Origin of the sequence: Pantoea sp. B9002 (assembly GCF_013385945.1) — a bacterium.
In the GTDB taxonomy this organism is placed as follows: domain Bacteria; phylum Pseudomonadota; class Gammaproteobacteria; order Enterobacterales; family Enterobacteriaceae; genus Pantoea.
Genome location: NZ_JACAPA010000052.1, coordinates 1 through 23976 on the forward strand (window position 1 = coordinate 1; position 23976 = coordinate 23976).

Here is a 23976-nt window from a genome sequence, read left to right on the forward strand (position 1 = left end):
CTGACAAGGGTTAATTGCAAAAAAATGACTGAGCGCCTCTTTTTTAAACGAACGCGTTAAAAACGGACATTTTCCGGCGAAGAATCAGTCAAAATCGCCGCTTCATCGGCATAAATCAGCGCCATCACCTTAAACACCAATGCTATTCTCTTTAACCAAACGTAATTTCTTTGTCGCAGGCTGACAATTATTCGAGAAGGACTTTCAATGATTCGCTCCGCGCGCAGTATGGCCGGCTTGCCCTGGATTGCCGCCATGGCGTTTTTCATGCAAGCACTTGATGCCACCATCCTGAATACTGCGCTTCCTGCTATCGCCACCAGCCTTGAACGTTCTCCTTTAGCCATGCAATCCGCCATCATCAGTTACACGCTAACGGTAGCGATGCTGATTCCGGTGAGTGGCTGGTTGGCCGATCGCTACGGCACACGCAAAATCTTCATTCTTGCGGTATCGCTATTTACGCTGGGTTCGCTGGCCTGTGCCTTATCCGGCTCGCTGAGCATGTTGGTGGTCTCGCGCGTGGTGCAGGGGATTGGCGGGGCGATGATGATGCCCGTCGCGCGCCTGGCGCTGTTACGCGCTTATCCACGCAGTGAACTGCTGCCCGTGCTGAACTTCGTTACCATGCCGGGTTTAGTGGGTCCGATTCTGGGCCCGATGCTTGGCGGGTTGTTAGTGACCTACGCCAGCTGGCACTGGATATTCCTCATCAACATTCCCATCGGTATCGCAGGCATCTTCTACGCGCGCAAATATATGCCGGACTTCACTACCCCAAAACGCCGCTTCGACTTTTTAGGCTTCCTGCTGTTTGGTTTGGGTCTGGTGCTGATCTCGGTCGGTATCGAGTTGTTTGGCGAGCGCGTGGTGCTGCCGTGGCAAGCGTTGTTGGTGCTGTTTAGCGGCATTGCATTACTTCTTCTCTATATAGTGCATGCGCGACGTCATCCGGCACCGCTGATTAATCTGCCGATGTTTAAAACCCGCACCTTTTCGGTTGGCATCATTGGCAACATTGCTTCGCGTCTGGGAACCGGCTGCATTCCGTTCCTGATGCCGCTGATGTTGCAGGTGGGCTTTGGTTATCCCGCGCTGATTGCCGGTTGCATGATGGGACCAACGGCGATTGGCGCGCTGCTGGCGAAATCCACGGTGACGCAAGTGCTACGCCGCTTTGGTTATCGCCATACGCTGGTTGGTATCACCATTATTATTGGCATATTGATCGCCACCTTCTCACTGCAATCGCCAGGTGGCAGCGTGGTGATGTTGCTGGCGGCACTGTTGATTCTGGGGATGGCGATGTCAACGCAGTTCACCGCGATGAACACCATCACGCTGGCGGATTTAAATGATGAGAATGCCAGCGGCGGGAACAGTGTGCTGGCAGTAACTCAGCAGCTGTCGATCAGCTTTGGTGTGGCGGTGAGCGCCGCAGTGCTGCGTTTCTATCAGGATGTCGAGGCCACAACCGTCGCGCAATTCCACGCCACCTTCCTGACGATGGGCGTCGTTACGGTGTTGTCTGCCTTTACCTTTATGATGTTACGTCCGGGCGACGGCCGTAATCTGATCGCCAACCGCGAGAAAAAGAAGAAAGCGGCTTAGACCGAACCGCGCTCCACCAGCTCCGGCGTCAGCACCAGCGTTTGCTGACTGGCGTCGGGATCGCTCATACGATGAATCAAGGTATCAATCGCCAGTTCGCCTAACTCATCTTTCGGCTGATGGATGGTGCTGAGCGGCGGCGTCAGGTAACGCGCCAGCTCAATGTTGTCATAGCCCATCACCGCAATATCCTGCGGCACGCGCAATCCGGCCTGGAACAAGGCGTGATAGACGCCAACCGCCATCGCATCGTTGCTGGTAAAGATCGCTTCGGGCAGCGTATCCAGCGTCAGCAGCTGATTCATGGCGTTGAAGCCGCCCTGAAACTCGAAATCGCCATCAACCACATAACCCGGCGGCACCGATAATCCGCTGTTGGCCATCGCCTTATGGAACCCCTCAAGACGCAAACGCGCGGGCGTTTTATCCTGCGGCCCGGCAATACAGGCAATGCGCCTGTAGCCGCGATCGATCAGATGCTGGGTTGCCAGCTCGCCGCCGAGCAGCGCGTTATCCTGAATAATGTCGCCGCGCCCTTCAAATGGCGCCCAGTCCATCATTACCATCGGTACCGACGGATAACGATTGAGGATCTCCGCCGACGGCAGATGGGTTTCGGTGCACATCATCAGTAAACCATCGACGCGCTTTTGCATCAGCGTTTCAAGGCTGCGATTCATGCGCTCTTCATCGCCTTCGGTATTACACAGAATCAGGCTGTAGCCGCGTTCGTAGCAGCTGTTTTCTACGCCACGCACCACTTCGGAATAGAACGGGTTACTGCTGGCGGTCAGCAGCATGCCGATGGTGCGGGTCTGTTTGATCTTCAGGCTGCGCGCCAGCGCGGACGGCGCATAGTTCAGCTCACGAATCGCCTGATCCACCTTTTCACGCACCAGCTCGCTGACAAAGCGATTGTTATTGATGACGTGTGAAACGGTGGAGGTAGAGACGCCCGCCAGGCGGGCGACATCTTTCATGGTAGCCAAGCGCTTAGTCCTGTTGTTGCAGGAAGGCGTCAATCTCAGTGCGCCACGGCACTGAGGGCTGTGCGCCCGGACGCGTCACCGCAATCGCGGCGGCGGCATGGGCGAAACGTACGGCGTCGTGCATCGCCACACCTTCCAGACGTGCGGTAATAAATGCCCCGTTGAAGGTATCGCCCGCCGCGATAGTATCAATGGCCTGCACGCTGAAGCCCGGAATGCGCACGCCGTTGCCTTGCTCACTCAGCCACACACCGCGACGGCCTAGCGTGATCAACACGGTAGCAATACCTTTCGCATGCAATGCCGCAGCAGCACGCGCGGCATCTTCATCGCTCTTCACCGCAATGCCGGTGAGAATTTCAGCTTCGGTTTCATTTGGCGTGATGATGTCGATAAGCGCGAGCAGCTCATCAGAGAGCGCAGTGGCCGGTGCGGGATTGAGGATCACTTGCGTCTGCTGCGCACGCGCAATCTTCGCGGCGGCCAGAACGCTTTCCAGCGGAGATTCCAACTGCATCAGCAACGCATCGGCATCGGCAATCACCTGCTGATGCTGCGCAACGCGAGCTGGCGTCAGCGCGGCATTGGCACCGGAATAGATGCCGATATTATTTTCGCCTTCGCCATTCACGAAGATCATTGCCACGCCGGTCGCTTCATCAGCGACGGTTTCAACGGGTGCGGTATTAATGCGGTCTTGCTGCAACTGCTGACGAATGCGCTCGCCAATATCATCAGCGCCTACGCAGGCAATAAAAGCAATGTCTGCACCGGCACGGCCCGCAGCCACCGCCTGATTGGCCCCTTTGCCGCCAAAGGCAATTTGATACTGTTTCCCGATCACCGTTTCGCCCGGACGCGGAAAATGGGCGAGGTTGAGAATGTGATCGGCATTAATGCTGCCGAGAACGGCCAGTTTTGCGCTTGTGGTCATTGGGATTCATCCAGAAAGTTGCGCCACCGGGAAGGTGGCGCGTTGCCCTGCTTTTCTTTACTTATTATTTGGTCACTAACTTCAGGTCAACAGGATTAACCGCCTGCACCTTCTCGCCTTTCAATACTTTATCGGCAGTCTGCACGCCAATCACACCAATCTTGTCTGGCATCTGCGCCACAGTGGCGGTCAGTTTACCCGATTCTACCGCTTTCACACCGTCAGCGGTGCCGTCAAAGCCCACCACCAGCACGTCGGTTTTACCGGCGGTTTGCAGCGCACGCAGCGCGCCCAGCGCCATTTCGTCGTTCTGAGCAAATACCGCCTGCACATCCGGATGTCCCTGCAGCAGGTTCTGCATCACGTTCAGACCTTTAGTACGGTCAAAGTCAGCAGGCTGGCTCGCCAGGATGTTGAATTTGTGCGCATCAGCCGCTTGTTTGAAACCTTCGCCACGCTCGCGCGCCGCAGACGTACCGGCAATGCCTTGCAGTTCAATGATCTTCGCGCCATCGCCGAGTTTTTTGGCAATGAAGTCACCGGCCATTTTGCCACCGAAGCGGTTGTCAGAAGCGACGTGGCTCACCACGGTGCCTTGTGCTGCCACGCGGTCCAGCGTAATCACCGGAATATTGGCCTGGTTCGCCATCTTCACGGCATTGCCCACCGCATCAGAATCGGTTGGGTTGATCAGCAGCAGCTTGGTGCCGCGTACTGTCAGATCCTGCACGTTGGCCAACTCTTTCGCTGGGTTGTTCTGCGAATCCAGCACCACGAGGTTATAACCCAGTTGGTCAGCTTCTTTCTGTGCGCCATCTTTCAGAGAGACAAAGAACGGATTATTCAGGGTTGAAACCACCAGAGCAATGGTGTCCTTTGCCATCGCGCCAGCACTGAGGGTGGCGCCAAGAATGACGGCCAATGCAGTTAACTTTTTCATTTTTAAATCCTGTGTGAAGGTCAGAGTTATTTACTGCTTTTGTTATCCACCAGCACCGCCAGCAGAATGACAACGGCTTTAACAATCATCTGGTAATAGGAAGAGACACCCATCAGATTCAAACCGTTGTTGAGGAAACCGAGAATCAGCGCACCAATCAGCGTGCCCATGATGCGACCTTTACCGCCCGCCAGGCTGGTACCGCCCAGCACCACCGCAGCAATCGCATCCAGTTCATAACCGGTTCCCGCCGTAGGTTGTGCGGAAGAGAGGCGCGCCACTTCAATGGTGCCTGCTAACGCTGCCAACAAACCGCACAGCGAATAGACGATGATTTTGACGCGACTAACGTTGATGCCAGATAAACGCGTGGCCGCTTCGTTGCCGCCCAGTGCATAGATGTAACGACCAAGGCGGGTGTGATGCAGCATGTACCACGCCAGCGCGAACACGATCACCATCAACCAGACCGGCGTTGGGATACCCAGCGGACGACCGATGCCGAACCAGCCAAACAGATCGGCGTTGTCATTAAAGCCGGTGTTGATTGGGCTGCCGTTGGTGTAAACCATGGTGACGCCGCGCAGCAGCAACATCATTACCAGCGTGGCGATAAATGCCTGTACCTTGCCGCGCGCCACAATCACGCCGGTGATACCGCCAATTGCGGCACCCAGCGCCAGCGAAGCCGCAACGGCCACCAGTGCATTCACTTCTAATCCGACGATAGACGCCGCGACTGCGCCGGTTAGCGCCAACAGCGATCCCACCGATAAATCAATGCCCGAGGTCAGAATCACCAGCGTCATACCCACCGCCATGATGGCGTTGACTGATGTCTGCTGCAGAATGTTGAACATGTTAGGCAGCGTGAAGAAGTTCGGGCTCTGGCTGGCGACCACGGCGATCAGCACGATCAGCGCGATCAGGGATTTCTGCTCAAGCAGCCAGGTTTTGCTGAACCAACGACGGCTGGCGGGTAAGGTTTGGGTGCTCATACAACTAACTCCTCGCTGTGTTGCTTACCGACTGCCGCCGCCATCAGGGATTCCTGGGTAGCTTGCTCACGGGAAAATTCGCCACTCAGATGGCCTTCATGCATCACCACGATGCGGTCGCTCATGCCCAACACTTCCGGCATTTCTGACGACACCAAAATGATGCTCAGCCCTTCGGCTTTAAACTGGTTAATTAACTGATAAATCTCTTTTTTCGCCCCAACATCGACGCCGCGCGTCGGTTCATCGAGGATCAGCACATCCGGACGCGTCATCAAACCGCGCGCGATCGCCACTTTTTGCTGATTACCGCCAGACAGCAGACCAATCGGCTGCTCCATTGACGGGGTTTTAACGTTGAACAGGCGGATAAAATCGCCCACCGCCAGCTGCTCATCACTGTGTCGCAGGTTGCCCGCGCCGGTGCTGAAATAGCGCAGCGCGGTCAGCGACATGTTCTCTTTCACCGACATGCCGAGCACCAGGCCATCGCGCTTGCGGTCTTCCGAGATATACACGATGCCGTTGGCGAGACCATCCTGCGGAGAGCGCGTCACGATCTCGCGGCCGTTCAGCGTCACTCTGCCTTTGCTGCGCGGCATTGCGCCGTACAGCACTTTCATCAGTTCAGTACGTCCCGCGCCCATCAGGCCCGACACGCCAAGGATTTCCCCTTTGCGCAGCGTAAAGCTGACGTTATCAACGCCCGGACCGCTGAGGTTTTCGACTTTTAAGCGGATCTCACCCGGCTGTTGATCGATACGCGGATATTGATCTTCCAATTTGCGGCCGACCATCATCTCGATCAGGCTCTCTTCGCTGAGATCGCACACCGCGCGTTCGGCAATAAACTGCCCATCGCGGAACACGGTGACGTCATCGCAAATCTCGAAGATCTCTTTCATGCGGTGCGAGATATAGACGATGCCGCAGCCCTGCGCTTTCAGTTCATTGATGACGCGGAACAGCGACAGCGTTTCGGTATCGGTCAGCGCATCGGTCGGTTCATCCATAATGATGACTTTCGACTCGAAGCTGAGCACTTTGGCGATCTCGACCATCTGCTGATCGCCAATCGATAAATCGCCCACCAGCTTGTGGCTGTTGAAACGCAGATTGAGGCGCTTTAATAGCGCATCCGCCTCGGCATACATCTTTTTCCATTCGATGCGGCCAAAGCGGTTAACAAATTCGCGGCCAAGGAAGATATTCTCGGCGACGGTCAGTTGCGGAATCAGGTTCAGTTCCTGATGGATAATGCCAATGCCGGCTTCCTGCGACGCTTTCGGGCCAGAGAACGCCACATCCTTACCGAGCCACTGCAGGGAACCGGCATCCATGCTGTAAATGCCGGTCAGCACTTTCATCATGGTGGATTTGCCCGCGCCGTTTTCACCCACCAGCGCCATAACTCGTCCCGGATAAACGGCGAGCGATGCGCCATTCAGCGCCTTGACGCCAGGAAACGACTTTTCAATCCCTTTGAGTTGCAATAACGGTTGCATAGCGGCCTCAGAAGGTCACGCCGGCGCTCAGAATGACATTCGCATACGGAGAACACTCTCCGCTGCGAATGACCGCCTGACTACGCTGCGTTTGTTGTTTGAATTGTTCATGGCTGGTGTAACGTATGGTGATGACATTCCCCTGGTGCTGTTGCAAGGCTTCGAGCACGGCGAGCAGTGCGCTGTGGAGTTGCGGATTGTGCTGCTTAATCTCGTCCGCCATCAGGGCGCTTTCGACCTGCATCTCCTGCGTGACAACCTCAACCACCTGTAGAAATTCGGGCGTACCCGGCGTTAACGCCAGATCGATGCGCTGTGGACTAGCCGGAATCGGCAAGCCTGCATCTGCAATCGTCAGCGTATCGGTGTGCCCCAGGCGAGCAATCACATGAGAGACTTCAGCGTTTAACAAGCGACCTTTTTTCATTTATTCCACTCCACAGCGAAACGTTTCGCTGATCGGGAGTGTATAAAATGCGCACGGCAACTCAATGGCGGCATCACGGAAATGTGATCGCCATCGAAACGTTTCGCTTGTGCCAGAGAGAATTTGAGTTTGGTGGGATTTTGGAGCCGCTGCTGCGGCCCCGAAGATGGGATTATGGCAGTTTACGTACCTGTTTCACGTCCAGTTCGATGGAGTTGAAATCCTTATCCAGTTCGCCGGTCAGTTCTACCTGATCCTTCGGCGTGATGGTCAAACCGTTCCAGCGTTTGTGATCGATTTCGACCTTCATGGTGCCGGTTGCATCACGGAATTGATAATCCTCATCACCGATTTGCTTCTCAAGCGTACCGCGCACGGTAATCCAGCTGTCGTCTTTCATCTCTTCGGCCTGTTTCACCGTGACAACGCTGGTGTTATCGGCTTTGAACCCACCGGACTTCACCTGCGCGGATGGCGCATTCGGATCAACAAAACCACCTTGCTGAGCGGCAAGAACCGGCGTGGCGGCCAGGGCGACAATCGCTAACAGAGCTGCAGACTTTTTCATAATTCACCTCTTTTCCATGAATGTGTCGGTTTACGGAAGCTATTTCACCATAAGGTTCTTAACAGGATCTTAAGAGAATCCGTTTGGCTAACATTCATGAAAAATAGCCTATTTGCCGGGATTTTCGCTGTACAAGAGCGATTGTGCTTCGTATAACTCCGCTTAACAGAAGGAGAGTTGATGCGCATTTTACTGATTGAAGATGACACGCTGATTGGCGACGGTTTGAAAGTCGGGTTGACCAAACTTGGTTTCAGCGTGGATTGGTTTGTCTCCGGCGAAGCCGGATTTCAGGCGTTGACGGCCGCGCCCTGGGACGCGGTGGTGCTGGATCTGTCGCTGCCAGAACGCGATGGTCTGGATATCCTGCGTCAGTGGCGCCAGCAAGGACACGATGTGCCGGTGCTGATTCTCACCGCGCGCGATGCGCTCGATCAGCGCGTACAGGGATTGCAACTCGGCGCCGACGATTACCTGTGCAAGCCGTTTGCATTAACAGAAGTGGCGGCACGCTTGCAGGCGTTGATCCGTCGCCGTCATGGGCAACTGCAGCCGGAACTTAAACACGGCAAAGTGGTAATGGCACCCGGCAGCCACAGCGTGCTGTGCGATGGCGAAGCCGTCAGCCTGAAGAGCCGCGAACTGGCGCTGCTGGAACTGTTTCTGCGTAATCCTGGCCGCGTGCTGACGCGCAGTCAGCTGGAAGAAAAGCTCTACAGCTGGGATGAAGATGTCTCCAGCAATGCGGTGGAAGTGCACATTCATCATCTGCGCAAGAAACTCGGCAGCCAGTTTATTCGTACCGTACACGGCGTCGGTTATACGCTGGGAGCGGCGGAATGAGTCTGTTTCTACGTCTCGCCATCGGCTTTGTGCTGCTGATTATACTGTGCGGCGGCCTGGCCGGCCTCAGCGCCTGGCATCAAACCCGCGATACGGTGAACGAACTGTTTGATACTCAGCAAATGCTGTTCGCCAAACGGCTGATAGCGCTCGATCCCACCTCGCTGCAGGACGTGACGCTGCCGAAAACCAAAGCGATCCTGCGCCATCATCGTGGCGATCAGGATGATGATGCGCTGGCGTTTGCCATTTTCAGCGCGGAAGGAAAACCGCTGTTGAACGACGGCGAAAACGGCCGCGATCTGCAGTTCGACCATCAGCGCGATGGCTTTGTTGATGGCCGGCTGCGCGGCGATAAAGACAGCTGGCGCTTAGTGTGGCTCACCTCCGAGGATAAGCGTTATCGCGTGGTGGTCGGGCAAGAGTGGGAATACCGCGAAGATATGACGCGCGATCTGGCGCTCAGCAGCCTGTTGCCGTGGCTGATCGCCATGCCCTTTATGTTGCTGTTGCTGCTGGCGCTGGTGTGGTTCGAGCTGCGCCCGTTGAAACGCCTCACGCTTTCCCTGCATCAGCGTGCGCCGGATGATGCCACGCCATTGCCGGACACGCGCTTGCCTAAAGAGGTGAAGCCGCTGGTGGTGGCGCTTAACGGCTTGTTCAGTCGTATGGCGCATCTGGTACAGCGCGAACGTCGCTTTACCTCTGATGCCGCCCATGAACTGCGCAGCCCGCTGGCGGCGCTGCGCGTGCAGAGTGAAGTGATTCAGCTGGCCGATGATGATGAGGCGATGCGCAAACGGGCGATTCAACAACTGGATAGCGGCATCGTGCGTGCCACGCGTCTGGTGGATCAGCTCTTAACGCTGTCACGCGTGGAAGCAGACGACCTGCGCAGCGAGTTTCAACCGGTGGCGCTGGCGCCGCTGCTGCAAAACCTGCTGGCGGAGCACTTCCCGCAGGCGGAACAACAGAACACCGCTTTGCAGTTCACCAGCCACGCCGAACCGGTGATGAACGGTCATCCGCTGCTGCTGGGTTTGATGGTGCGGAATTTGCTGGATAACGCGCTGCGCTATTCGCCGTCGGGCAGCACAATTGATGTGCAGCTCAATGCTCGCGCCATTACCGTTGATGACAACGGGCCTGGCGTCAGCGATGAGCAGCTGGCAAGGTTGGGTGAACGCTTCTGGCGACCGCCGGGACAGGCGCAAACCGGCAGCGGATTAGGGCTTTCCATCGTGAAGAATATTGCTCAGCTGCACGGCGTTCGATTGCAGTTCAGCCAGCGCGCCAGCGGAGGATTGCGCGTCACCTTAAGTTGGTGATGCAATGGCAATGTCCAGGTTTCGTAGGGTCGCCATTTATGGCGACCGCAAACAACTTATATCTCGACCTGGGTTCCCAGCTCGATCACGCGGTTCGGTGGGATTTCAAACTGATCCGGCGCGCGTAGCGCATTGCGTTGCAGCGCGAGGAACAGCTTGCCGCGCAGGCGCAGATACCACGGACGATCGCCGATAATCAGCGATTCATGCGACATAAAGAAGGAGGTTTCCATCATGCGGCAGTTCAGGCCTTCAAGACCGCAACGGTGGAAAATCTCTTCGACGTTTGGCGTTTCGCGCCAGCCGTAACTCGCCACCACACGCCAGAAGGTCGGCGACAGCTGTTCGATGGTCACACGACGGACGTTGTGCACGTAAGGCGCATCTTCCGTACGCAGCGTCAGCAGCACCACGCGCTCGTGCAACACTTTGTTGTGCTTGAGGTTATGCAGCATGGCAAATGGAATCACATTCAGCGCACGCGACATATACACCGCAGTGCCCGGCACGCGTACCGGCGGCGATTTCTCCAGCGACGCAATCATCGCTTCCAGTGAATTGCCGTGCTCATGCATACGACGCAGCAGACGGAAACGCTCGCTTTTCCAGGTGGTCATGATGATGAACATCATCAGCGCCAGCGTCAGCGGCAGCCAACCGCCGGAGAACACCTTGATCAGGTTGGCGGAGAACAGCGACACGTCGATGATCAGCATGGCAATCAGAATCAGCACCACCAGATAGCGGTTCCAGTGCCAGTTTTGAATCGCCACGGTAGAACAGAGAATGGCGGTCAGCACCATGGTGCCGGTGACCGCGATGCCGTAAGCCGCCGCCAGATTGCTGGAGTGCTCAAAGCCGACAATCACAATCACCACCGAGAAGTAGAGCAGCCAGTTAATCACTGGAATGTAGATCTGCCCGGACTCCTCTTCTGAGGTGTGCACAATGCGCATCGGCGGCAAATAGCCGAGACGCACCGCCTGACGCGTTAATGAGAACACGCCGGAAATTACCGCCTGCGAGGCAATCACCGTGGCTAAGGTTGCCAGAATCAACATCGGGATCAGCATCCAATCCGGCGCAAGCAGGAAGAACGGGTTTTTGATCGCTTCAGGATGTTTGAGCAGCAGCGCGCCCTGACCAAAGTAGTTGAGCACCAGCGAAGGCAGCACCACGATAAACCAGGCGAGACGAATCGGGAATTTACCGAAGTGGCCCATATCGGCATACAGCGCTTCCACGCCGGTAATGGCCAGCACCACCGCGCCCAGCGCGAAGAAGGAGACACTTTTGTACTGGATAAAGAAGTGCAGCGCCCAGTAAGGGTTCATGGCGTGCAGCACGTCAGGATTATTGATAATGCTACGCGCACCCAATACGGCGAGGATGATAAACCACAGCAGCATCACTGGCGCGAACAGCTTACCGACAATGCCGGTGCCGTGCTTCTGGATGACAAACAGCAAGGTCAGCACCGCAATCGCCAACGGCACGATGTAGGTATCGAGGCTCGGCGCGGCAATTTCCAGACCTTCTATCGCCGATAGCACCGACACCGCCGGCGTGATCACCACTTCCCCATAGAAGAAGCTGCCGCCGATCAGGCCCATGATCACCAGAATCGCGGTGGCTCTGGCGCCGGTATGGCGTCCGGCCAGCGACATCAGCGTTAGAATCCCGCCTTCACCGGCGTTATCTGCACGCATCACGTAGCTGATGTATTTCAGCGACACCACCAGAATCAGCAGCCAGAAGATCAGCGACAGGAAGCCAAAAACCGCTTCGCGCTCTACGCCAAATCCAAACTGACCAGAGAGACATTCACGCAATGTATAGAGTGGGCTGGTACCGATATCGCCATACACCACGCCAATTGCCGCCAGCGTGACTGCCCCAAGGGACTGTTTCTTATCCGAGCTCATAAGTTGTCTTTTGTTGGAGCCGGAGGCGCTTGCCTTCCGCTCAAGCCATCAAAAAGCGCACAGTATGCACATATTCCCAAAAAAACCTACTCTTACAAAGTGTCACCATCGCGTCGGTGACGCGGTTTTTCGCCGAAAATAGCGCCAAAAAACCGTTGGAAGCGGCGAGTTCTCTCGCATCAACCTTCTGAAACAAAAAAGCTGACGGCTATCAACGCAATCGCGCATGATAATCAGTAGAGTATTGCGCTTGCCAGAATATGACGGCACCAGGATCAAAAGGATAATGATGTGATTATGGCTCAACCCCATCTTTTGGCAGAAAGAATTTCTCGCCTGAGCAACGCTCTGGAAAAAGGGCTGTATGAACGCCATCACGCGATCCGCCTCTGTTTGCTGGCTGCCTTAAGTGGCGAAAGCGTGTTTCTGCTCGGGCCGCCGGGCATCGCCAAGAGTCTGATTGCCCGCCGATTAAAATACGCCTTCCAGCACGCCCGCGCTTTTGAATACCTGATGACCCGTTTTTCCACCCCTGAAGAGGTGTTTGGTCCGCTGTCGATTCAGGCACTGAAAGATGAAGGGCGTTATCAGCGTCTGACCAAAGGCTATCTGCCGGATGCCGAAATTGTCTTCCTCGACGAAATCTGGAAAGCCGGCCCGGCGATTCTGAATACCTTGCTGACCGCCATCAACGAACGCCGCTTCCGTAATGGCGACAGCGAAGAAAAAATCCCGATGCGCCTGCTGGTTACCGCTTCCAACGAACTGCCGGAAGCCGATAGCGGCCTGGAAGCGCTGTATGACCGCATGTTGATTCGCCTGTGGCTGGATAACGTGCATGAGAAGCAGAACTTCCGCAGCATGCTCACCCACCAGCAGGATGAAAACGACAATCCGGTGGCGGAATCGTTGCGCATCAGCGACGAAGAGTATGAGCAGTGGCAGAAAGGCATCAGCCAGGTCAGTTTGCCGGATCACGTGTTTGAACTGATCTATCAGCTTCGTCAGCAGTTAGAAACGCTGCCGGACGCGCCTTACATTTCCGATCGTCGCTGGAAAAAAGCCATTCACCTGTTGCAGGCCAGCGCCTTTTACAGTGGTCGCGTGACCATCGCGCCCATCGACTTAGTGCTGCTGAAAGATTGTCTGTGGCATGACGTGGCGTCGATGAAAATGCTGGATCGCGAAATCGATACGCTGATGTCGCAACATGCGTGGCAGCAACAGGCGCTGCTACACAAGCTGCAGCAGATCAAAGGCCGCCGTCTGGCGCTGCAACAGCAGCAAAGCGTGGCGCAAGCGCTGACGCTGGAGAAACACAGCGGCATGTTCAGCCGCAAACCGCATTACGAATTACCCGCCGCCATCACCGATGATCAGCTGACGCTGATGCTGCAACAGCCGTTGATGCTGCACGACATGCAGGTGACGCACATCCTGATTGGCCGCGAAGCACTGGATCAGTGGCTGCTAAAAGGCGGTGAAATCCGCGGCAAGCTGAACGGCATTGGCTTTGGTCAGACGCTGGATATGCTGGTGGATACGCATCACTGTTTGACGCTGCGCGATGTTAGCCTGCAATCCACGCGTCTGACGCTGCCGGGCGCCAGCAGCAGCAGCGAGATGCCGCAGGAGATCGCCGATGAGTATGACGCGCTGGAAACCCAGCTGCGCGCGCAGCGCACGCTGTTCAGCCAGCATCAGCGCTGCCTGTTCATTAGCGATGACTGGCTGGCACGCATTGAAACCAGCCTGCAGGATGTCGCGGAACAGCTGAAACAGGCGAGAAAATGATCTCACTGGAGACGCTGAGTGCGCTGCTGTCGATTGGCGAAACCGAGTTAATCGAAGAGCTGATTATCGCGCTGCTCGCCTCGCCGCAACTGGCGCTGTTTTTTGAGAAGTTTCCCCGCCTGAAGCAAGCCATGATGCGCGATCTGCCGCGCTGGCGATCGGAGATCGCCGAGCAGATCAAAGTCACGCCGGTGCCACAAGCGCTGGCGCAGGAGTTTCAGCTGTTTCAGCAGATGCAGCTGCTCAGCACGCAACATTTCACCCAGCAGTTACCCAACATAATGACGCAGTTGAAAAGCTTGCCGTCGCCGTTCATCGAAGAAGCCAGCAAACTGCTGCTCAATGCCGAAAGCGACCAGCTCAGCAATGCGCAACACACCTTGTTCCTGCAACGCTGGCGTCTCAGCCTGACGCTGCAAACGCTGACGCTGAATGAAACCATTCTGGAAGAGCAGCGAGAACGCCTGATGGCCGAGCTGCAGCAGCGCATGGCGATCAGCGGTCAGCTGGCGCCGATTCTTACCGATGATGATGAAGCCGCCGCCGGACGCCTGTGGGATTTGAGCAAAGCGCCGCTGCAGCACGGCGATTATGAACTGATCGTGCAGTACGGCGATTTCCTCGCCCAGCAGCCGGAGCTGATGAAGCTGGCGCAGCAGCTAGGTCGCAGCCGCGAGGCCAAATCGGTGCCGTCGCAGGATGCGCCGCTGGAGGCGTTTCACCAGCTGGTGCGCGAACCGGATAACGTGCCGGAAGAAGTCAGCGGCATTCATCAAAGCGATGATGTGCTGCGTCTGTTGCCACCTGAGCTGGCGGCATTGAGCATTAGCGAGTTAGAGCTGGAGTTTTATCGGCGTTTAGTCGAAAAACGCTTGCTGACCTATCGTCTGCAGGGCGATGCGTGGCACGAAAAAGTCACCTTGAGCCCGGTCAGCCACCAGCAGCATGAAGAGCAACCGCGCGGCCCGTTCATCGTCTGCGTTGATACGTCCGGTTCGATGGGCGGTTTCAATGAACGCTGCGCCAAAGCCTTTTGCCTGGCGCTGCTGAAAGTGGCGCTGGCGGATAAGCGCCGCTGCTACATCATGCTGTTTGCTCATGAAGTGATCGGTTATGAACTCACCGCCGATAACGGCATTGAGCAGGCGATCCGTTTCCTCAGCCAGCGTTTTCGCGGCGGCACCGATCTCGCTGCCTGCCTTGCGGCGGTGGTGAAACGCATGGAAGGCAGCGCGTGGCAGGAAGCGGATGCGGTGATCGTCTCTGATTTTATTGCCCAGCGTTTGCCGGACGACATCGTCAGCACCATTAAGCAGCGTCAGCGCCAACATCAACAACGCTTCCACGCGGTGGCGATGTCGCTGCATGGCAAACCCGGCATTCTGCGCATCTTCGATCACATCTGGCGCTTCGATACCGGCCTGAAAAGCCGTCTGCTGCGCCGCTGGCAGCGCTAATTCATCTGGCGGAAATGCTAATTTGCTATATTGATAAGTTCGAGCACTTAGCAACTGGAGCACCTTGTGACAACCGCCCAACTTCCCGCACCGACCCGCACGCTGAAACTTTCCGGCCAAAACTCCGAACAAAAACGGGCCGAGCTGCTGGCGTACTTCACCCAAACCTGGGAACTGTATGAAAGCCTGTTTGATTGTCTGGCGGACGAGCGCGCCTGGTTTAACAAAGCCATTTCGCTGCGCCATCCGCTGATCTTCTATTTTGGCCACACCGCGACCTTCTACATTAATAAGCTGATGGCGGGCCGCTATCTCGATCAACGCGTTGACGATCATATCGAAGCGATGATGGCGATTGGCGTGGATGAGATGAGCTGGGACGATCTCAACGACAGCCATTACGACTGGCCGACCATCGCAGAAGTACGCGACTATCGCGGCAAAGTGAAAAGCCTGGTGAGTGAGTTTATTCGCACCATGCCGCTGGAACTGCCGATCTACTGGGACAGTCCGGCGTGGGTGGTTTTGATGGGCATCGAGCACGAACGTATTCATCTGGAAACCTCCAGCGTGCTGATGCGCCAGCTGCCGATTGAATGGGTTAAGCCGCAGCCGCACTGGCCGGTTTGCCCGCAGGCGCGTCACGATCGTCAATCGGTACCGGAAAATTCTCTGATCGCGATGCCCGGCGGCCGCGTGCAGCAGGGCAAAACCGACGACACTTATGGCTGGGATAACGAATATGGCAGCCAGCAGACCGAACTTAAGCCGTTTAAGGCCAGCAAAATGCTGGTCAGCAATGCCGAGTTTTATCGCTTCATGGCGGCGGACGGTTATAACGATCGCCGCTGGTGGGATGACGAAGGTTGGAGCTGGCGTGAATTCTCCGGTGCGCAGATGCCGACATTCTGGGTCGGTGACGAAAAGCGGCCCGATCAGCTAAAACTGCGCGTGCTGGCCGAGGAAGTGCCGATGCCGTGGGATTGGCCAGCCGAAGTGAATCAACTGGAAGCCGCCGCGTTCTGTCGCTGGCTGGCCGAAGAGACCGGTAAATCTGTTCAGCTTCCCTGCGAGGCCGAATGGGCGCAGCTGCGCGAGCAGGTTGGCGGCGATCAGCCGGATTGGACTGAAGCGCCGGGCAATATCAATCTGGCATATTGGGCTTCCTCCAGCCCGGTCGATCGCTTCGCGCAGGGTGAATTTTACGACATCGTCGGCAACGTCTGGCAGTGGACCACGACGCCAACCAACGGTTTCGAAGGCTTTAAGGTGCATCCGCTGTACGACGATTTTTCTACACCGACCTTTGATGGCAAACATGCGCTGATCAAAGGTGGCAGCTGGATTTCCACCGGCAACGAAGCGCTGAAATCTGCACGCTACGCTTTCCGTCGTCACTTCTTCCAGCACGCCGGTTTCCGCTATGTGGTTTCTTCCCATGAAGAGAGCATGGCGCTCAATCCTTATGAAACTGACAGCATGGTGTCGCAGTATCTCGATTTCCAGTACGGCCCGAGCTACTACAACGTGCCTAACTACGCGGCTGCGCTGGTGGAAAAACTGCTGCCGCACTGTACTGCGCGAGGTCAGGCGCTGGACATCGGCTGTGCTACCGGGCGAGCCAGCTTTGAACTGGCGCGACACTTCGAGGCGGTAACCGGCATGGATTACTCGGCGCGCTTTATTGATGTCGCGCTGCAGCTGACCTCCGGTGAGGATTTCCGCTACGTGGTGCCTGAAGAGGGCGAGCTGGTGGAGTATCGTCAGGTGCGGCTGAAAGAGTTTGGTCTGGAAGCTGAGCAGGCGCAGCGCATTCAGTTTGTTCAGGGCGATGCCTGTAACCTGAAGCCGCAGCCGGATCGTTACGATCTGGTGCTGGCGTCTAACCTGATTGATCGTCTGCGTCAGCCGAAGCGCTTCCTGCAGGACATTACTCCGATGATCCGCGCCGGTGGTTTGCTGGTGCTGTCATCGCCGTACACCTGGCTGGAAGATTTCACGCCGAAAGAGAACTGGCTGGGCGGTGTCCGCGAAAATGGCGAAGCGCTGACGACCTATCAGGCACTGCAGCGTCTGTTGCGGGATGCCTTTGACGAAGTGGCACCGCCGCAGGATGTGCCCTTTGTGATCCGCGAAACGGCGCGTAAATTCCAGCACACGCAGGCGCAAGTGACCTTCTGGCGTAAGCGCTAAAAAGCAGGCAGACAACGGCAAGGCTGTTGTCTGCACCTTGCCTGTACCGCTAATTTGCTGCACATTCTCCTCTATTCATAGAAGAAGAACTCAACGAGGATGGACAATGGCGGAACACCTTCAGCTGGATAACCTGGATCGCGGCATTCTGAATGCGCTGCTACAGAATGCGCGCACCGCCTATGCCGAGCTCGCCAAGCAGTTCAACGTTAGCCCCGGTACCATTCATGTGCGGGTGGAGAAGATGCGTCAGGCGGGCATTATTTTGGGCACGCGCGTAGAGATCGATCCGCGTCAGCTCGGCTTCGATGTGTGCTGCTTTATCGGCATTATCCTCAAAAGCGCGCGCGATTATCCGGCGGCTCTGAGCAAACTCGACGCGCTGGATGAAGTGGTGGAAGCCTGGTACACCACCGGCCACTACAGCATCTTTATCAAAGTGATGTGCCGATCGATCGATGCCTTGCAACAGGTATTGATCAACAAGATCCAGACCATCGACGAAATTCAATCCACCGAAACCCTGATATCACTGCAAAACCCGATCATGCGCACCATTAAGCCGTGATCCCTCTCTTAGCTGTGCACAAACTTATCCCCGGCAGATCGCGCGTATGGCGCGACTTGCCGCCTGATGCTTTCTACTATTAACCCTGTTTTCCACAGGTGGATCACGGCTTGATCACAGCGTACAATGCTCGCCTTTAGTGCGGGAGAGCATCATGGCCGATATTACGTTAATCAGTGGAAGTACCCTTGGCAGCGCCGAATATGTTGCTGAACATCTGGAAGAAAAACTGCAGGAAGCGGGCTTCTCAACCGAGGTGCTGCATGGCCCAGAGCTGGATGAGCTGCAACCGGAAGGGATTTGGCTGATCGTTACCTCCACGCACGGTGCCGGTGAACTGCCTGATAATTTGCTTCCTTTATATGAAGCACTGCAAGAGACAAAACCGGACCTCTCTGGCTTACGTTATGGCGCAGTCGGCATCGGTAACCATGAATACGATCTTTTCTGCGGCGCGATCAAGCTGCTGGAAGAGCAGTTGAACCAGTTGGGCGCCAAACGCATTGGCGATCGCCTGGAGATCGACGTGCTGGAGCATGAGATCCCGGAAGACGCGGCCGAAGTGTGGGTCGCCACATGGAAAACGCAGATTTAAAACGATCTTTAGTGGCTGGGGATCGGGAAAATAGAATGATCCCCAGTTGATTGAGCTGTTTTTTTGCGTTAAACCCGCGATCGACTGTGGATAACATGGCCTGTTTCATGCGTATAACCAGTAGTTATCCAAAGAACAACTGCTGTTTCTTTTTTAGGCTGTGTATAAGTAGCCATTTTGATCCCAGCTTATACGGATCAGGATCACCGATCATTCACAGCTAATGATCCTCGCTAATCTGCTGTTAAGCCTGCGTTTTTCGGGGTTATCAACAGCTAGGAGCGATCCTAATAGTAGATCTAACAGAGAGATCATATAAAAGACTTAAGATCCTTTCTTTTAAACCTCAGGATCCCGCGACTTTCGCCGCCGACATTATTTCAGTAGAATCCACCGCCCAGGGCAACGATCCCTGTCCGAAACACTAACGAGGACCCACTTCATGTTTTATCCAGATCCTTTTGACGTCATCGTAATCGGTGGTGGTCATGCGGGCACAGAGGCCGCGATGGCCGCAGCCCGAATGGGTCAGCAAACCCTGTTACTCACCCATAACATTGATACGCTTGGACAAATGTCCTGTAACCCGGCGATCGGTGGCATCGGGAAAGGACATCTGGTGAAGGAAGTGGATGCCTTAGGCGGTTTGATGGCCACGGCGATTGACCAGGCAGGTATCCAGTTTAGGATACTAAACGCGAGTAAAGGCCCCGCTGTTCGCGCCACTCGTGCTCAGGCTGACCGTGTACTGTATCGCCAGGCGGTACGCACCGCATTGGAGAACCAGCCGAACCTGATGATCTTCCAGCAGGCGGTTGACGATCTGATTGTGGAAAACGATCGTGTCGTCGGTGCTGTGACGCAAATGGGCTTGAAGTTCCGCGCCAAAACCGTGGTGCTGACCGTCGGGACCTTCCTTGATGGCAAAATCCACATTGGCCTGGATAACTACAGCGGTGGCCGTGCAGGCGATCCGCCATCAATCCCATTGGCAAAACGCCTGCGTGCACTGCCGCTGCGCGTAAACCGTCTGAAAACCGGTACGCCGCCACGTATCGACGCACGCTCGATTGATTTTTCGGTGCTGACACCGCAGCACGGTGATAATCCGATGCCGGTGTTCTCGTTCATGGGCAAGGTTTCACAGCATCCACAACAAGTGCCATGCTGGATCACCTACACCAACGAACAGACACATGACGTGATCCGCAATAACCTCGATCGCAGCCCGATGTATGCCGGGATCATCGAAGGTATTGGTCCACGTTACTGCCCGTCGATCGAAGACAAAGTGATGCGCTTTGCCGATCGTAATGCGCACCAGATCTTCCTGGAGCCGGAAGGCCTGACCAGCAACGAGATCTACCCGAATGGTATCTCCACCAGCCTGCCATTTGACGTACAGATGCAGATCGTACGTTCGATGAAAGGGCTGGAAAACGCGAAGATCATCCGTCCGGGTTACGCCATCGAGTATGATTTCTTCGATCCACGCGATCTTAAACCGACGCTGGAAAGCAAATTTATCCATGGCCTGTTCTTTGCCGGCCAGATCAACGGCACTACCGGTTACGAAGAAGCGGCCGCGCAAGGTTTGCTGGCAGGACTGAACGCAGCACGCGCTTCCGCCGACAAAGAGGGCTGGGCGCCACGTCGCGATCAGGCTTACCTTGGTGTGCTGGTTGACGATCTCTGCACGTTGGGCACGAAAGAGCCGTACCGCATGTTTACATCGCGCGCGGAGTACCGCTTGATGCTGCGCGAAGATAACGCCGATCTGCGTTTGACCGAAGCCGGTCGCGAACTCGGTCTGGTTGATGATGCTCGCTGGGCGCGCTACAACCAGAAACTGGAGGCGATTGAGCAGGAGCGTCAACGTCTGCGCGATCTGTGGGTGCATCCGAAATCGGATAACGTGGCAGAAGTGAACGCTGTGATCAGCGCGCCGCTTACCAAAGAAGCCAGCGGTGAAGATCTGCTGCGTCGTCCAGAGATGACCTATCCACTGCTGACGTCACTCGCCAGCTACGGTCCGGCGCTGCCAGATGAGCAAGCCGCTGAGCAGGTGGAGATTCAGGTGAAATACGAAGGGTACATTGCGCGTCAGCAGGAAGAGATTGATCGCCAGCTGCGCAATGAAAACACCTTGTTGCCTGTCGAGCTCGACTATCGTCAGGTGAATGGCTTGTCGAATGAAGTGATCGCCAAACTCAACGATCACAAACCGACCTCCATCGGCCAGGCGTCACGTATTTCGGGTATCACGCCTGCGGCAATCTCAATTCTGCTGATTTACCTGAAAAAACAGGGCCTGCTGCGTAAAAGCGCCTGATAGACTTTGGGGCGAGGCAACTCGCCCCCGTTAATGGAATTCTCGTTGTGATCAACAAACTCTCCTCGCTGCTGAAAGCGGCAAACATTTCCCTTACCGATCAACAAAAACAGCAGTTGGTTGGCTATGTTGAGTTGCTGCATAAGTGGAATAAGGCCTATAACCTGACATCAGTGCGCGACCCGCAGCAGATGCTGGTACGCCATATTCTCGACAGCGTGGTGGTTGAGCCACATTTGCAGGGCGAACGCTTTATTGATGTGGGCACTGGTCCGGGCTTACCAGGCATTCCGCTGGCCATTGTGCGCCCGCAATCGCATTTCACCTTGCTGGACAGCCTCGGCAAACGCGTGCGTTTCCTGCGTCAGGTGCAGCATGAGTTAGGACTTACTAACATCACGCCGGTGCAGAGCCGCGTTGAAGCGTTCCCGTCTGAGCCACCATTTGATGGTGTTATCAGCCGTGCGTTTGCTTCACTCGAAGACATGCTGACCTGGTGTCATCATCTGCCGGGTCCTGAAGGTCGCTTTTATGCCTTGAAAGGTGTGCGTCCGAATGATGAGATTGCTGCATTACCCGCTGGCTTTATGGTGGAAAAAATTCAACCGCTGCAGGTACCCGAACTGGATGGTGAACGTCATCTGGTAGTGATTACTCGCCAATAGCCTTTTAAACGGTATGGATTTGAGCCAGTTCATGCCGTTTGCCTTAGTTATTTCCCTGAACGAAAAAGCAGCGATTGAACACTTTTAGGTAAAGGCTTTTATTTAGCAGGGCAGGGCGCGCGAGTTAACATCCCCGGCGGAAATTATCCGAAAAGCTCTGTTACATTTAACGAATAATTCACATTTTATTATCACTTAGATCACTTTATAGCGTGTATTTACCCAACCAAATAATCACTGGGGAAAATATAACTTTGCAATAAATTGGCGTGCGTATTATCAGTTTTGCGTTTTTATTGCAGCGCATGATGTCAATAGAGTGTTTTTCTCGAAAATCGTAGCGCAACAGTTAATAAATAAATTTAACACGCTGATTTATAGGTTCTTTAGGCGATTTTGAAATCGTATAAATCTTGTCTGAAACAAATTCAGTCAGGCATTCCTTGTTTATTATGTGATCTAAAGCACGCTTTAAAAGCAAGTCGGTCGGGCATTTTCAGACTTAAAGTCAGCCATTGCCTGAAGACGATGTTTTGAAAAATAGCCCTTCAGAAAGAAATTTAAATAATTGTTCACCTTTTCGCTACTTACCGATTGAAATCGCAGGTGGCGCCCGTATAATTTGCACGGCTTTTGCTGCTTGACTCAAATGAGTAAAGGCAGTCTTATACGACACGCGACATACCCCGTTCGGGGCAGGAGAGTTCAGCGTCATGTCAGTGTCTCTTTACAGTGTGAAATTAGCCCGGGCCGTGCTGATCATTCAGCTGGTGACCTTTGTCATCATCGGTGCGCTCTTTACCCTGAAAGAGGTTACCTGGGGCGCCTCCGCCATCGCGGGTGGCGTGGCAGCCTGGCTGCCGAACGTGTTGTTTATGTTTTTGGCCTGGCGCCTGCAGGATCAAACGCCTGCGAAAGGACGTGTTGCCTGGAGCTTCGCCCTCGGTGAAGTGTTGAAGGTGTTCACAACCGTCATTTTCCTTGCGGTGGCGTTGGGTGTGTTTGGAGCGGTCTTCTGGCCACTCGCAATCACGTGGTTATCGGTGCTGGTGGTGCAGATCGTCGCTCCGGCTGTAATTAACAACAAAGGGTAAGAGGCATCATGGCTGCTGGAGAAATCTCTACTCCGCAAGAATACATAGGTCACCACCTGAATAACCTTCAGTTGGACCTGCGTACTTTCGAGTTGGTGAATCCGCACGACGCTCCCGCGACGTTCTGGGTATTAAATATCGATTCCATGTTTTTCTCTGTGGTGCTGGGACTTATTTTCCTGGTGTTGTTCCGCAAAGTGGCGAAAAGCGCTACCAGCGGTGTTCCAGGGAAATTACAAGCGGCTATCGAACTGGTTGTCGGCTTCGTTGATAACAACGTGCGCGACATGTACCACGGTAAAAGCAAACTTATCGCCCCGCTGGCTCTGACGATTTTCGTCTGGGTCTTCCTGATGAACTTCATGGATCTGCTGCCTATCGATTTGCTGCCGTTTATCGGCGAGCACTATTTAGGCCTGCCGGCGCTGCGCGTCGTGCCGTCTGCAGACGTGAACATCACGCTGTCTATGGCGCTGGGCGTATTTATTTTGATTCTGTTCTACAGCATCAAAATGAAAGGCATTGGCGGCTTCACCAAAGAGTTGACGCTGCAGCCTTTTAATCACCCGATCTTCATCCCCATTAACCTGATTCTTGAAGGTGTTAGCCTGCTGTCCAAGCCTGTTTCACTGGGTCTGCGACTGTTCGGCAACATGTATGCGGGTGAGTTGATCTTTATCCTGATTGCCGGCTTGCTGCCGTGGTGGTCGCAGTGGTTGTTGAATGTGCCTTGGGCCATTTTCCACATCCTGATCATTTCGCTGCAGGCTTTCATTTTCATGGTCCTCACGATCGTCTATCTGTCGATGGCATCTGAAGAACATTGATTTTTATCTCAACACTTAAGCTTTTAACTGAAACAAACTGGAGACTGTCATGGAAAACCTGAATATGGATCTGCTGTACATGGCTGCCGCTGTGATGATGGGCCTGGCGGCAATCGGTGCTGCGATCGGTATCGGCATCCTCGGAGGTAAATTCCTGGAAGGCGCCGCGCGTCAACCGGATCTGATCCCTCTGCTGCGTACGCAGTTCTTTGTTGTAATGGGTCTGGTGGATGCAATCCCGATGATCGCTGTAGGTCTGGGTCTCTACGTGATGTTTGCTGTCGCTTAAACCTGGTAGCCTTGTTCACTCATGGCACCTGGTGTGATGAGGGACGGATTCTGCCGTTTATCTCTGATAGCGGCAGAGCAAGTTAACTTAATAA

General features: G+C 55.0%; 22 protein-coding genes. 13 read left to right on the forward strand and 9 right to left on the reverse strand.

From position 1 onward, the window contains the following. Window positions 1–56 precede the first annotated feature (56 nt). Window positions 57–269 (reverse strand): hypothetical protein, encoded by a 213-nt coding sequence (locus HX773_RS21860; protein ID WP_176973307.1) that lies wholly within the window; start codon window positions 267–269, stop codon window positions 57–59. Between HX773_RS21860 and mdtD the strand changes: the two genes are divergently transcribed. Beyond that, window positions 208–1611: a multidrug transporter subunit MdtD gene (gene mdtD / locus HX773_RS21865; protein WP_176973308.1), complete on the forward strand. Its 1404-nt coding sequence runs from the start codon at window positions 208–210 to the stop codon at window positions 1609–1611. The genes HX773_RS21860 and mdtD overlap by 62 nt on opposite strands. Here mdtD and rbsR read toward each other — a convergent pair. The 7 genes from rbsR to HX773_RS21900 form a co-directional block, all read right to left on the reverse strand. Beyond that, entirely contained in the window at window positions 1608–2591 is a 984-nt protein-coding gene (gene rbsR, locus HX773_RS21870; protein WP_176973361.1) for a ribose operon transcriptional repressor RbsR, read from the reverse strand. The two genes, mdtD and rbsR, sit on opposite strands and share 4 nt — an antisense overlap. Window positions 2592–2604: 13 nt before the next feature. Then, the gene (rbsK, locus tag HX773_RS21875) at window positions 2605–3534 is read right to left on the reverse strand and encodes a ribokinase (RefSeq protein WP_176973309.1); all 930 of its coding nucleotides are present in this window, start codon (window positions 3532–3534) and stop codon (window positions 2605–2607) included. 64 nt (window positions 3535–3598) lie between these two features. After that, window positions 3599–4474, reverse strand: a complete 876-nt coding sequence (gene rbsB, locus HX773_RS21880; protein ID WP_008106759.1) for a ribose ABC transporter substrate-binding protein RbsB — start codon at window positions 4472–4474, stop codon at window positions 3599–3601. 26 nt (window positions 4475–4500) lie between these two features. Beyond that, the gene (rbsC, locus tag HX773_RS21885; RefSeq protein WP_176973310.1) at window positions 4501–5472 is read right to left on the reverse strand and encodes a ribose ABC transporter permease; all 972 of its coding nucleotides are present in this window, start codon (window positions 5470–5472) and stop codon (window positions 4501–4503) included. Next, window positions 5469–6977, reverse strand: coding sequence for a ribose ABC transporter ATP-binding protein RbsA (rbsA, locus tag HX773_RS21890; RefSeq protein ID WP_176973311.1), 1509 nt, complete (start codon window positions 6975–6977; stop codon window positions 5469–5471). Before rbsA ends, rbsC begins: the two co-directional genes overlap by 4 nt. A 7-nt stretch (window positions 6978–6984) precedes the next feature. Next, window positions 6985–7404, reverse strand: coding sequence for a D-ribose pyranase (gene rbsD / locus HX773_RS21895; protein ID WP_176973312.1), 420 nt, complete (start codon window positions 7402–7404; stop codon window positions 6985–6987). 172 nt (window positions 7405–7576) lie between these two features. Further along, window positions 7577–7972, reverse strand: a complete 396-nt coding sequence (locus tag HX773_RS21900) for a YgiW/YdeI family stress tolerance OB fold protein (RefSeq protein ID WP_176973313.1) — start codon at window positions 7970–7972, stop codon at window positions 7577–7579. A 180-nt stretch (window positions 7973–8152) separates the two neighbouring features. Here HX773_RS21900 and qseB point away from each other — a divergent pair, with 180 nt between their 5' ends. Continuing rightward, on the forward strand, window positions 8153–8815 hold the full coding sequence (qseB, locus tag HX773_RS21905) for a quorum sensing response regulator transcription factor QseB (protein WP_176973314.1): 663 nt from the start codon (window positions 8153–8155) through the stop codon (window positions 8813–8815). After that, window positions 8812–10143 carry a quorum sensing histidine kinase QseC gene (gene qseC / locus HX773_RS21910; protein WP_176973315.1) on the forward strand — a complete coding sequence of 444 codons (1332 nt, stop codon included), beginning with the start codon at window positions 8812–8814 and terminating at the stop codon, window positions 10141–10143. Before qseB ends, qseC begins: the two co-directional genes overlap by 4 nt. Window positions 10144–10199: 56 nt before the next feature. Here qseC and kup read toward each other — a convergent pair whose 3' ends face one another. Further along, on the reverse strand, window positions 10200–12068 hold the full coding sequence (kup, locus tag HX773_RS21915; RefSeq protein WP_176973316.1) for a low affinity potassium transporter Kup: 1869 nt from the start codon (window positions 12066–12068) through the stop codon (window positions 10200–10202). Window positions 12069–12365: 297 nt separating this feature from the next. On the opposite strand from kup, the gene ravA reads away from it, so the two are divergent. The 10 genes from ravA (at window position 12366) to atpE (ending at window position 23882) form a co-directional block, all read left to right on the forward strand. Continuing rightward, the gene (gene ravA, locus HX773_RS21920; protein WP_176973317.1) at window positions 12366–13862 is read left to right on the forward strand and encodes an ATPase RavA; all 1497 of its coding nucleotides are present in this window, start codon (window positions 12366–12368) and stop codon (window positions 13860–13862) included. After that, window positions 13859–15319 (forward strand): ATPase RavA stimulator ViaA, encoded by a 1461-nt coding sequence (gene viaA, locus HX773_RS21925; protein ID WP_176973318.1) that lies wholly within the window; start codon window positions 13859–13861, stop codon window positions 15317–15319. Before ravA ends, viaA begins: the two co-directional genes overlap by 4 nt. 66 nt (window positions 15320–15385) lie before the next feature. Then, window positions 15386–17512, forward strand: a complete 2127-nt coding sequence (gene ovoA / locus HX773_RS21930; RefSeq protein WP_176973319.1) for a 5-histidylcysteine sulfoxide synthase — start codon at window positions 15386–15388, stop codon at window positions 17510–17512. A gap of 106 nt (window positions 17513–17618) precedes the next feature. Beyond that, complete coding sequence (asnC, locus tag HX773_RS21935) at window positions 17619–18080, forward strand: transcriptional regulator AsnC (protein WP_008106733.1); 462 nt, start codon at window positions 17619–17621, stop codon at window positions 18078–18080. A gap of 154 nt (window positions 18081–18234) precedes the next feature. Then, entirely contained in the window at window positions 18235–18675 is a 441-nt protein-coding gene (gene mioC / locus HX773_RS21940; RefSeq protein ID WP_064738315.1) for an FMN-binding protein MioC, read from the forward strand. A 442-nt stretch (window positions 18676–19117) separates the two neighbouring features. After that, window positions 19118–21007 (forward strand): tRNA uridine-5-carboxymethylaminomethyl(34) synthesis enzyme MnmG, encoded by a 1890-nt coding sequence (mnmG, locus tag HX773_RS21945; RefSeq protein ID WP_176973320.1) that lies wholly within the window; start codon window positions 19118–19120, stop codon window positions 21005–21007. A 47-nt stretch (window positions 21008–21054) separates the two neighbouring features. Continuing rightward, window positions 21055–21672: a 16S rRNA (guanine(527)-N(7))-methyltransferase RsmG gene (gene rsmG, locus HX773_RS21950; RefSeq protein ID WP_176973321.1), complete on the forward strand. Its 618-nt coding sequence runs from the start codon at window positions 21055–21057 to the stop codon at window positions 21670–21672. Between the two features lie 713 nt (window positions 21673–22385). Beyond that, a complete protein-coding gene (gene atpI / locus HX773_RS21955) occupies window positions 22386–22766 on the forward strand; it encodes a F0F1 ATP synthase subunit I (RefSeq protein WP_064738312.1) in 381 nt (126 codons plus the stop codon). Window positions 22767–22774: 8 nt separating this feature from the next. Next, the gene (gene atpB, locus HX773_RS21960; RefSeq protein WP_007893608.1) at window positions 22775–23593 is read left to right on the forward strand and encodes a F0F1 ATP synthase subunit A; all 819 of its coding nucleotides are present in this window, start codon (window positions 22775–22777) and stop codon (window positions 23591–23593) included. 49 nt (window positions 23594–23642) lie between these two features. Beyond that, a complete protein-coding gene (atpE, locus tag HX773_RS21965; protein ID WP_003849523.1) occupies window positions 23643–23882 on the forward strand; it encodes a F0F1 ATP synthase subunit C in 240 nt (79 codons plus the stop codon). Window positions 23883–23976: the final 94 nt, after the last annotated feature.

What these genes read in the sequence shown, in the direction of transcription:
- mdtD (WP_176973308.1), top strand. Translation starts at nt 208, where the DNA reads ATGATTCGCTCCGCGCGCAGTATGGCCGGCTTGCCCTGGATTGCCGCC.
- HX773_RS21860 (WP_176973307.1), bottom strand. Translation starts at nt 269, where the DNA reads ATGAAAAACGCCATGGCGGCAATCCAGGGCAAGCCGGCCATACTGCGC.
- rbsR (WP_176973361.1), bottom strand. Translation starts at nt 2,591, where the DNA reads ATGAAAGATGTCGCCCGCCTGGCGGGCGTCTCTACCTCCACCGTTTCA.
- rbsK (WP_176973309.1), bottom strand. Translation starts at nt 3,534, where the DNA reads ATGACCACAAGCGCAAAACTGGCCGTTCTCGGCAGCATTAATGCCGAT.
- rbsB (WP_008106759.1), bottom strand. Translation starts at nt 4,474, where the DNA reads ATGAAAAAGTTAACTGCATTGGCCGTCATTCTTGGCGCCACCCTCAGT.
- rbsC (WP_176973310.1), bottom strand. Translation starts at nt 5,472, where the DNA reads ATGAGCACCCAAACCTTACCCGCCAGCCGTCGTTGGTTCAGCAAAACC.
- rbsA (WP_176973311.1), bottom strand. Translation starts at nt 6,977, where the DNA reads ATGCAACCGTTATTGCAACTCAAAGGGATTGAAAAGTCGTTTCCTGGC.
- rbsD (WP_176973312.1), bottom strand. Translation starts at nt 7,404, where the DNA reads ATGAAAAAAGGTCGCTTGTTAAACGCTGAAGTCTCTCATGTGATTGCT.
- HX773_RS21900 (WP_176973313.1), bottom strand. Translation starts at nt 7,972, where the DNA reads ATGAAAAAGTCTGCAGCTCTGTTAGCGATTGTCGCCCTGGCCGCCACG.
- qseB (WP_176973314.1), top strand. Translation starts at nt 8,153, where the DNA reads ATGCGCATTTTACTGATTGAAGATGACACGCTGATTGGCGACGGTTTG.
- qseC (WP_176973315.1), top strand. Translation starts at nt 8,812, where the DNA reads ATGAGTCTGTTTCTACGTCTCGCCATCGGCTTTGTGCTGCTGATTATA.
- kup (WP_176973316.1), bottom strand. Translation starts at nt 12,068, where the DNA reads ATGAGCTCGGATAAGAAACAGTCCCTTGGGGCAGTCACGCTGGCGGCA.
- ravA (WP_176973317.1), top strand. Translation starts at nt 12,366, where the DNA reads ATGGCTCAACCCCATCTTTTGGCAGAAAGAATTTCTCGCCTGAGCAAC.
- viaA (WP_176973318.1), top strand. Translation starts at nt 13,859, where the DNA reads ATGATCTCACTGGAGACGCTGAGTGCGCTGCTGTCGATTGGCGAAACC.
- asnC (WP_008106733.1), top strand. Translation starts at nt 17,619, where the DNA reads ATGGCGGAACACCTTCAGCTGGATAACCTGGATCGCGGCATTCTGAAT.
- mioC (WP_064738315.1), top strand. Translation starts at nt 18,235, where the DNA reads ATGGCCGATATTACGTTAATCAGTGGAAGTACCCTTGGCAGCGCCGAA.
- mnmG (WP_176973320.1), top strand. Translation starts at nt 19,118, where the DNA reads ATGTTTTATCCAGATCCTTTTGACGTCATCGTAATCGGTGGTGGTCAT.
- atpI (WP_064738312.1), top strand. Translation starts at nt 22,386, where the DNA reads ATGTCAGTGTCTCTTTACAGTGTGAAATTAGCCCGGGCCGTGCTGATC.
- atpB (WP_007893608.1), top strand. Translation starts at nt 22,775, where the DNA reads ATGGCTGCTGGAGAAATCTCTACTCCGCAAGAATACATAGGTCACCAC.
- atpE (WP_003849523.1), top strand. Translation starts at nt 23,643, where the DNA reads ATGGAAAACCTGAATATGGATCTGCTGTACATGGCTGCCGCTGTGATG.